Genomic DNA, 7,135 nt, shown 5'->3' on the forward strand with positions numbered 1-7,135 from the left:
TCTTCTGAAATATTTACAACGGAATATTGCTCACCGCTTTCATCCACGATCTGCATCTTCCCCGCAAGCCCGTCAATTCTTTCCGGAAAGTTCATTGCAGGAATCTGTCCTTCGCTTCCCTCTTTTGCCCGCAGGGAATCTGCTATGTCGGTAAATAGCGTTGTTAATTGACTCATATTCTCACCTCCTTAATAGGACGCATTCAGCGCCGCTGTGATGTTGGTATTAATTGCGTCTGTGATTTTCTGATCGGTTTCAGTTTTTGTATAAACCTCTGTCTTTGTATACGTCTCCGTTTTTGTGTAAACATCAACTTTTTTTGGATAGGCTGCATCCGATTCCGTCTTCGTATAAACGTCAGCTTTTTTTGCATACGGTTCCAGCTGGGCCGATATATCAATGCTGTCAAATTCCTCCCGCAGATCTTCCAGATCGGTCTTTTTTGCATAACGCTGATCGGCCTGCTCCACCGTCAGCTTCCCCGCCTCATTTAGCACCACCTCAACATTATCCGCATTGGCTACGTTCACAGCAAGATTAAAGTCAATCGAAAAGCCCGGAGCATCCCCCTCAGATGGAACCGGCTCACCGGTGTCCCGTGTAAGCTGTGCGACCAGGTAGAGGATTTCCCCTACATCTGGGTCCTGCGCGTATACGCCCACTTGAAAGAGTTCATAGCCCGTTTCCAGTCCAGCATTGCTCAAGAACACCGGAATCGTTAGAGTGGTGTTTTCCGATCCGGAAACTGGATGAATCAAGTCTTTCAGTTCCAGCGTTTGCACTGGCTCGCTGACACTCGTTAAAGCTGCAAGCTGCGCCTGCTCCACTTTTCCCGCGCCGGACATGGCCTTTGTCAGCTTTAGCGTCAACTCGCTGTTTGGCAGCTTCTGATCTAGCGCAAGACCGGCTGTTGTTTTAATCATGTAAAAGTCCAAAGTTATCCCTCCTTAATCGGCTGTTTTATGCGGCTGCACAAAGAGCTGCCATGATAGGTTGTTTCTTGCATATCATAATCCTTTGAAATGACGGACATCGGTATCTGATAATTCCGTTTCATGCTGACGGCTCCGGCGGTGTAAAGTATATGATTCGATTCAAAATAATCGTATAGCGCAACACCTATTAGATAATCCAATGGGATCATTTCCTCAAACATATCTGTAATGCTTTTTTGCATGCGAATCCCATACGGAACCTGTCTCCAATGGATGCGGCAGGAGATCGTTTTTGCATCAAGGTCAATCGTCAGGATGTAATTTCCTTCTCCCAGAACAGTGTCCAGCTTTCGCCGGAGCGCACGCTCCGTATAAGGAGGAACGCTAAACCATTTCAACAGCACCTCTAGTCGCCGTTCTTCCAGTGTTGCTGTATCAAGCGGCTGAATTCCTAATATTTTTTCGCGCCGTGCGATACCGGATTCTTCTGACGTGCAAACGGCAATATTGTTGTCAACTTCATCCATCGCACGTTCAAAGGATTCACCTGCCTTGTCCCCTGCCTCAATGGAAAGTCGTACATCTTCGATATGCAGAACCGCATCCGGATACCGAATCTCTAAGAGCATGTCAATTCACCCCTTACCGGAACACTTCCGTCTGTTATCTGCAAGTTTGCCGCATTTCCGTTAATCGTAGTATCGTTTACATCCAAGATCCCTTCTACTTCCACAATCCTTGCTTCAATCTGTAAGATTCGGACAATCAACGCTTCACTTTCCTCCCATTCCTGACGTAGCTCCAGAAGATATTCATCGACTTTTGCATCAATGTAAGATTGCAAATCTTCATAAGAATATCCCTCATCGTATGTGATTGTTGTTGAGATATTGATCTCTATTTCTTCCACCGCAAAGACCTCCACCCTGTGACCGATTGGAGCAATTCCGTCACCCTCACCGGAGTTGACGATTGGATCAAGCGCTGTCTGTATGTTGTCTACAATGGACGGCTCTGGCGCACGAAAGTCCGCGCCTGCAATCACAACCTTTATCCGGTCTGACGGAGCTTTCACCCTGCTCAACTTACAAGCGTTTACTCCGCTGAGTTCCTTGATTTGCGTCATGTAATATTCACGATTTCCGGCGAATCCTTTATAATCAAAGGTGTTCAATAGTCTCGTTCGGTATTCCTCGATATCCTCTTCGTCCTCGCCTTCTTTGATACACTTCAGGAGCTTTCCCCATTCAAATTCCTCAATAAATTCAACGGGCTCTAAATCACCTAGCACAAGATTCGGTGCGGATCCGGCGGTGTCACATCCCACTTCATAAATATGCTCGATTTCATCTACGCATCGATAGACGGTGTAGTTATATTCATCCAGATTAAATTCGCTTCCGTCCGGTACCGCGCAGTTAAACTGCGCTTGAAATTCTGCATAGGTTGCTTCTTTTAATTCGCATCCGCGGTCATTTCCGGCACGAATCAAATGATCCATGTCTGCCGTATCAACAAAAAGATTTGCTTCAATTCCGGCCAAAACAAGATAGGCTTCTTCCAGTCTTGCTGCTTGTTTTGCGCAAGCATTATAAATCAAGCTTCCCTCTGCAGTAGAAACTCCTTCCGGCATTTCAGTCAGCATTTCATCTAAAATATTCTCAAAGGTCCGATCCTCAAACATCGACTTCCACCACCTCGCTTTCTCCGAAATCAGTTAACAGGCGAAAGGAAAGTATTACCTTTTCGCCCTTCATTTCACAAATAAAATTTTCAATTCCAGATATGAACGGATTTTCATAGAGACATTCTTCTGTCATTCGCTTCAGTTCAGTTGAAATATACGCCTGTGTATATCCTCTTCCAAGCATATCTTCATAATCCTGTCCATAGTCGAGAGAATAGACATAGTAGCGTTCTCTTGCAGTCTGTAGCGCAAGCCACGCCCAAACCACCACCGCATCCACGCCTTCCACAATCTTTCCTGTCAGCTTTCCAGTTTCAAAATCCACCCCGTATTCCCGGGGCATATATTCGGATTCGTCCTCTTCAAGCTCAATCCCTTCCTCTTCCAGTTCTTCTTCGACAAAAGGAAAAATCATACTTCCACCACCTTTGCTAGTACAACGAATTGTTCTGCATCGTCTCGTACCAGTTTAACTGCTACCACAAGATCCCCTTCTTCTAAAATGTTTGCCTTGTATGCTTTCAGGTTGCTAGTTTCCGATTTATCGGTGTGGTAGTATCTTTCGTCCTTGTCAAACGTCAAATTGCAGTCCATCAAGTAATCGTCAAAATCCAGCGTTATGTCTGCTAGTTTGATCTTCTTTCCCGATTCAACCGTACCGATCTGGATCGGCGGGTCGTTGTAATATTTACCCTGAGATCGCATTTGTGTAATAAGTCGCTCATATGCGTTCATGATGCCTCCTTACAAATAATTCGTCGGATTCACCGCCGTTCCCTGTCCGTTTTTATAATTCTTCAATACCTCAAAATGAAGGTGAATGGCGTAGTAGTTCGAACGCCCATATCCGGAACCGCCAACCGTACCAACCCGCTGCCCCTTTTTCACGACAGAGCCTTTTTTCAGCCCTGTTTCCGGCTTTAGATGCTGGTATCTTGTCACAATTCCGCCACCGTGGTCGATGTCAATATAATGTCCCCGTGCGCCGCCCTGGCTGAGCGGGACGTGCTTGACAACCTTCCCGTCCCATGCGGCCACACAGCGCTTTCCGCTTGCGCCCTGTGTCCCGATGTCGATTCCTGCATGAATGTGATCGCCCCGGTCGGTTCCATAGCGTCCGGTAATCCTTGTATATCCCGGAAGCGGCCAGCCCAGCTTTCCACCTTTGTACGAATTAATAGATGCTTTGCTGCTTGTTGCTGTCACTTTCGGCCAATCCGGATAGCAGAAGCAGCTTACCTGAGAAATGCTCCGCTGCCGCCTCCGGCATACACTTCCAGTTGTGTTCCCCTCAATAGTCGTAAATTTAGAAGAGCTGCTAACCTTTTCCACAATTCCAATGTGCGACCAATTGAAAACAACCAAATCTCCCTTATGTGGCTTTTTTCCTGTCTTTCCACGAGCCTTGTACCAGTCCCGCACATCATAAACCCGCGCCGTCTTTCCTCCATTCATCAAGCACTTTCCATGACCGGATTTGTTAAAGCATGACCATACAAAAATGCAGCACCATGCTACGCCGTTCATTCCATAGTAGCGCGTCGCCGCATTCGTGTTCCCAGATATTCCAATCCATTCCCGCGCTTGATTTAGCACATCGTTAATTGCATCGCTGCTGCTTGTTGTCCCCCCGGACAAACTAGAAGTCTTAGATTTTTCTTCTGTGTCCCCGGAATAGGTATCCATGACATTCTTAAACGCAAGATCTAAAGTCATGGTGTAATTTCCGTCGCTCCATTCATGTGAATCGGATTCAATCCAGTATTTTCCGCTTAACCCTGTTCGGCTGTCGCTAATTAGCACCCCACGGCCGGATACGCATTTATAATCTCCGATAGCGGTCAAACTAGCTGACTTGTCAATCCCATGCAGCTCTTTCTTTGCCTCTGCTTTTCCTGTCCCGGAATCAACAGAAATTGCGTTTTGGTATACTCCGTATCGTTTGATATTTGAATCGTTCTTCACAACTCCAATTCTCTTGTTCTTTTCATTGTAGATGTATACCCGATTCACCATCTGATCGGTTGTGGCAGACCAGGAAGAATCAAGGATTCGTTCGCCCTCTTTGATCCAGAAGTTTGAGATGACCTTGCCCTTTTCAACCACTTCCAGTTTAGATCCGTCCATTTGCGCGATATACAACTTTCCGTTTTTGCGCTTCGCCCGCGTATAGGCGGCCATAATGATCTCGTAGTAAGTCCGTTCCTGAAAAAAGATTTTTTTGATATTTACTTTTGTTTTTGAAAGCGTACCTGTCGAAACCCCAATATCATTACATACCTGTTTTGCAATTTTCTCCGGCGTTTTCTTGCGAAATTTATAAGTTCCAGAGGATCGCAAGAGGTGCATCATATAATCTTGTGCCGTGTAGGAAAGTGTCCCTGCCTCAGACCGGCGTTCTCTGCTTGTCACTGTACCGACAAACTTGACAGTTTTGTTGTCCGGATAGGCAGGGTAAAACACAATCTTATCACCGTTTAAAATGTTAAGCTGCTTTACGCTACTGTCATTCGGGCTGTATGCGATCTCAAAGTCTACAGTTCGGGCCGCCTGCTTAGCGCTTCCAGACCATGTGACGCGTGTTACATAGCCGGTAATATCGTTATCTTTCCATTTTAATTTCATTTTGGGATCACCAGCTTTGTCCCCGGAAAGATCCACCAGCCTTTTACGCCTTTGTTTGTGCTGCTTTTCTTTCCGTGCTTCTTTGCCGCTTTCTCAATGACAGATTTATTCGCATTATAGATTTTTGTATATTTACTTCCTGCTCCATAGTATTTTTTCGCAATTGCCCACAAGGTATCTCCCTTTTTCACAGTATAGTTTTTTGATTTTGATTTATTGTCCTTCCCTGGCTTCTTATTATTTTTATCATCCTTTTTTCCTCCGCCTGAGTTGTTATTATTTTTTTTATCTTTAGGAGGTTTCGTATAGGTCGGTTTTCGGTACTCCTGCATGGACAGAGTAAACTCTACGTCTCCGGATATATCCGGCTCTCCATACGAAAACGACTGAATGGTCGTTTGCAGATTGATATTTGTATCCGTAATCGTGATGCGCACCGCCTTTTCCTGCCAACTAAGAATTTTGTCAATATAATCATACGGGTCTCGATCCTTTGCGTAAGCCGCAAAGGAATAATCCTGCCCTGGAAAAAAGCTCGTCAATTCTACCGTTTTTAATCCGGTCTTTCCCAGAATCGTAACATCGCCTTTCGTCTGCACATTAACCGTTTGGTGAGAATTTTCTACCGACACCGTAAAGGTAGAGGGAAGGATCGGGAGCTGGATCGCATCCGTTCCGTTTTTTAACCAGATTTCCATAATCATCCTCCTTTACGCCATATTCAGACTTGTCTTTTCCAATCGTTCTGCCAGGTAGTCTACAATCCTTTTCATGTCCGCTTCTTCGCGGACTACAAAATAATCAGCCAGTTTCGGAATTGTGATATTAATTGTTTTTTCACCCTCTGCTCTTGCCATTTGAATAGATTCATCGTGCGGATACACCCTTGTTCCACGCGGAAGATCAATAATTTCTCCACCACGCTCATGTACCTGCGCGATACCGCCACGCCAATTATCCGTTCCTTTTGCAAGCTGCGGGATAGTCGGAATGTGATAGCTTCCAAATAACCCCTCAATTCCAGATTTTACTGCTCCGGGCAATCCGTCAATAAATCCGTTGACGCCATCAATAAACCCATTTAGGACACCAATTACTGCATTTAAAGGTGCCTTTACAATACTGCTAAATCCTTCCCATATACCTCTGAAGATGCTTTTCACACCTTCCCATGCCTGTTTCCAATTTCCAGTGAATACACCTTTGATAAATTCAATAACGCCCTCTAAGGTAGTCATAAACGCATTGAACATTCCACCTGCAAAATTGAAGAAATTTGTAATCAGGTTCCCCGCAATCGAAAAGGCCGCCTGAAACGCTCCGCCAAACACATCCATCACGACCGAGCCAATCCTTTTAATCGTCTCAATCTCAGGTCCAAGCAGAACCTTAATGTTGTGTCCAAATTCTTTGAAGCGGTCAACAGCCTTTTTTACAATCGGCCCGATTTTGTCCCAATTCTTGTAAATCAATAGCGCCGCAGTAGCAATTCCGGCAAGCGCTATCCCAACAGGCCCTGTCATGATCGTCTTAAAGGCTCCAAAGCCTTTCGTTCCATTTGTTAGTTTGAAAATCGCACTGCCAAGCTTTCCGGAATCTTTAATCAGATTCCCGAACCCGCCCGAAAGCTTTCCGACTGCCATGAAAACAGGTCCGATTGCCGCGACGAATCCTGCGATTTTAACCGCCGTTTTTTGCCCTGCATCGCCTAATCCATTCCACCAGTCTACCAAACCATGAACCTTGTCGATGGCAATCTCCACATAGGGGGGCGGTGTCAAGTTGTTGTGGAGTTTTTGGTTGACAGATCCAAAATGATTATCATCTAGCTTAGCGGTATGCCTCTGTTCATGCTAAGGCTTCTGATCAGTGTCTGGGTCCCGCTGCT

The 7,135-nt window shown here is 45.5% G+C and carries 8 protein-coding genes; all 8 read right to left on the reverse strand.

The window, feature by feature from the left end; translation table 11 throughout:
- Positions 1-188: 188 nt before the first annotated feature.
- From H9L42_RS16285 to H9L42_RS16320, 8 genes are read right to left on the reverse strand one after another with little or no spacing between them, the layout of a single operon-like run.
- On the reverse strand, positions 189-935 hold the full coding sequence (locus H9L42_RS16285; protein WP_187304462.1) for a hypothetical protein: 747 nt from the start codon (positions 933-935) through the stop codon (positions 189-191).
- Between the two features lie 2 nt (positions 936-937).
- Complete coding sequence (locus H9L42_RS16290; protein WP_187304463.1) at positions 938-1,564, reverse strand: putative phage tail protein; 627 nt, start codon at positions 1,562-1,564, stop codon at positions 938-940.
- On the reverse strand, positions 1,555-2,619 hold the full coding sequence (locus H9L42_RS16295) for a baseplate J/gp47 family protein (RefSeq protein ID WP_187304464.1): 1,065 nt from the start codon (positions 2,617-2,619) through the stop codon (positions 1,555-1,557). The genes H9L42_RS16290 and H9L42_RS16295 overlap by 10 nt, the downstream gene beginning before the upstream one ends.
- Complete coding sequence (locus H9L42_RS16300; RefSeq protein WP_187304465.1) at positions 2,612-3,037, reverse strand: DUF2634 domain-containing protein; 426 nt, start codon at positions 3,035-3,037, stop codon at positions 2,612-2,614. The genes H9L42_RS16295 and H9L42_RS16300 overlap by 8 nt, the downstream gene beginning before the upstream one ends.
- Complete coding sequence (locus H9L42_RS16305) at positions 3,034-3,327, reverse strand: DUF2577 family protein (RefSeq protein ID WP_187304466.1); 294 nt, start codon at positions 3,325-3,327, stop codon at positions 3,034-3,036. Before H9L42_RS16305 ends, H9L42_RS16300 begins: the two co-directional genes overlap by 4 nt.
- Positions 3,328-3,366: 39 nt before the next feature.
- Positions 3,367-5,247 (reverse strand): XkdQ/YqbQ family protein, encoded by a 1,881-nt coding sequence (locus H9L42_RS16310; protein ID WP_187304467.1) that lies wholly within the window; start codon positions 5,245-5,247, stop codon positions 3,367-3,369.
- The gene (locus H9L42_RS16315) at positions 5,244-5,945 is read right to left on the reverse strand and encodes a LysM peptidoglycan-binding domain-containing protein (RefSeq protein ID WP_187304468.1); all 702 of its coding nucleotides are present in this window, start codon (positions 5,943-5,945) and stop codon (positions 5,244-5,246) included. Before H9L42_RS16315 ends, H9L42_RS16310 begins: the two co-directional genes overlap by 4 nt.
- A 12-nt stretch (positions 5,946-5,957) precedes the next feature.
- Positions 5,958-6,980, reverse strand: coding sequence for a phage tail tape measure protein (locus H9L42_RS16320; protein WP_187304469.1), 1,023 nt, complete (start codon positions 6,978-6,980; stop codon positions 5,958-5,960).
- Between the last annotated feature and the right edge of the window lie 155 nt (positions 6,981-7,135).

Source organism: Zhenpiania hominis (assembly GCF_014333425.1).
GTDB classification, from domain to species: domain Bacteria; phylum Bacillota; class Clostridia; order Peptostreptococcales; family Anaerovoracaceae; genus Hominibacterium; species Hominibacterium hominis.

Coding starts and splice junctions, on each gene's coding strand:
- H9L42_RS16300 (WP_187304465.1), bottom strand. CDS start 3,037: ATGATTTTTCCTTTTGTCGAAGAAGAACTGGAAGAGGAAGGGATTGAG.
- H9L42_RS16315 (WP_187304468.1), bottom strand. CDS start 5,945: ATGGAAATCTGGTTAAAAAACGGAACGGATGCGATCCAGCTCCCGATC.
- H9L42_RS16310 (WP_187304467.1), bottom strand. CDS start 5,247: ATGAAATTAAAATGGAAAGATAACGATATTACCGGCTATGTAACACGC.
- H9L42_RS16305 (WP_187304466.1), bottom strand. CDS start 3,327: ATGCGATCTCAGGGTAAATATTACAACGACCCGCCGATCCAGATCGGT.
- H9L42_RS16290 (WP_187304463.1), bottom strand. CDS start 1,564: ATGCTCTTAGAGATTCGGTATCCGGATGCGGTTCTGCATATCGAAGAT.
- H9L42_RS16295 (WP_187304464.1), bottom strand. CDS start 2,619: ATGTTTGAGGATCGGACCTTTGAGAATATTTTAGATGAAATGCTGACT.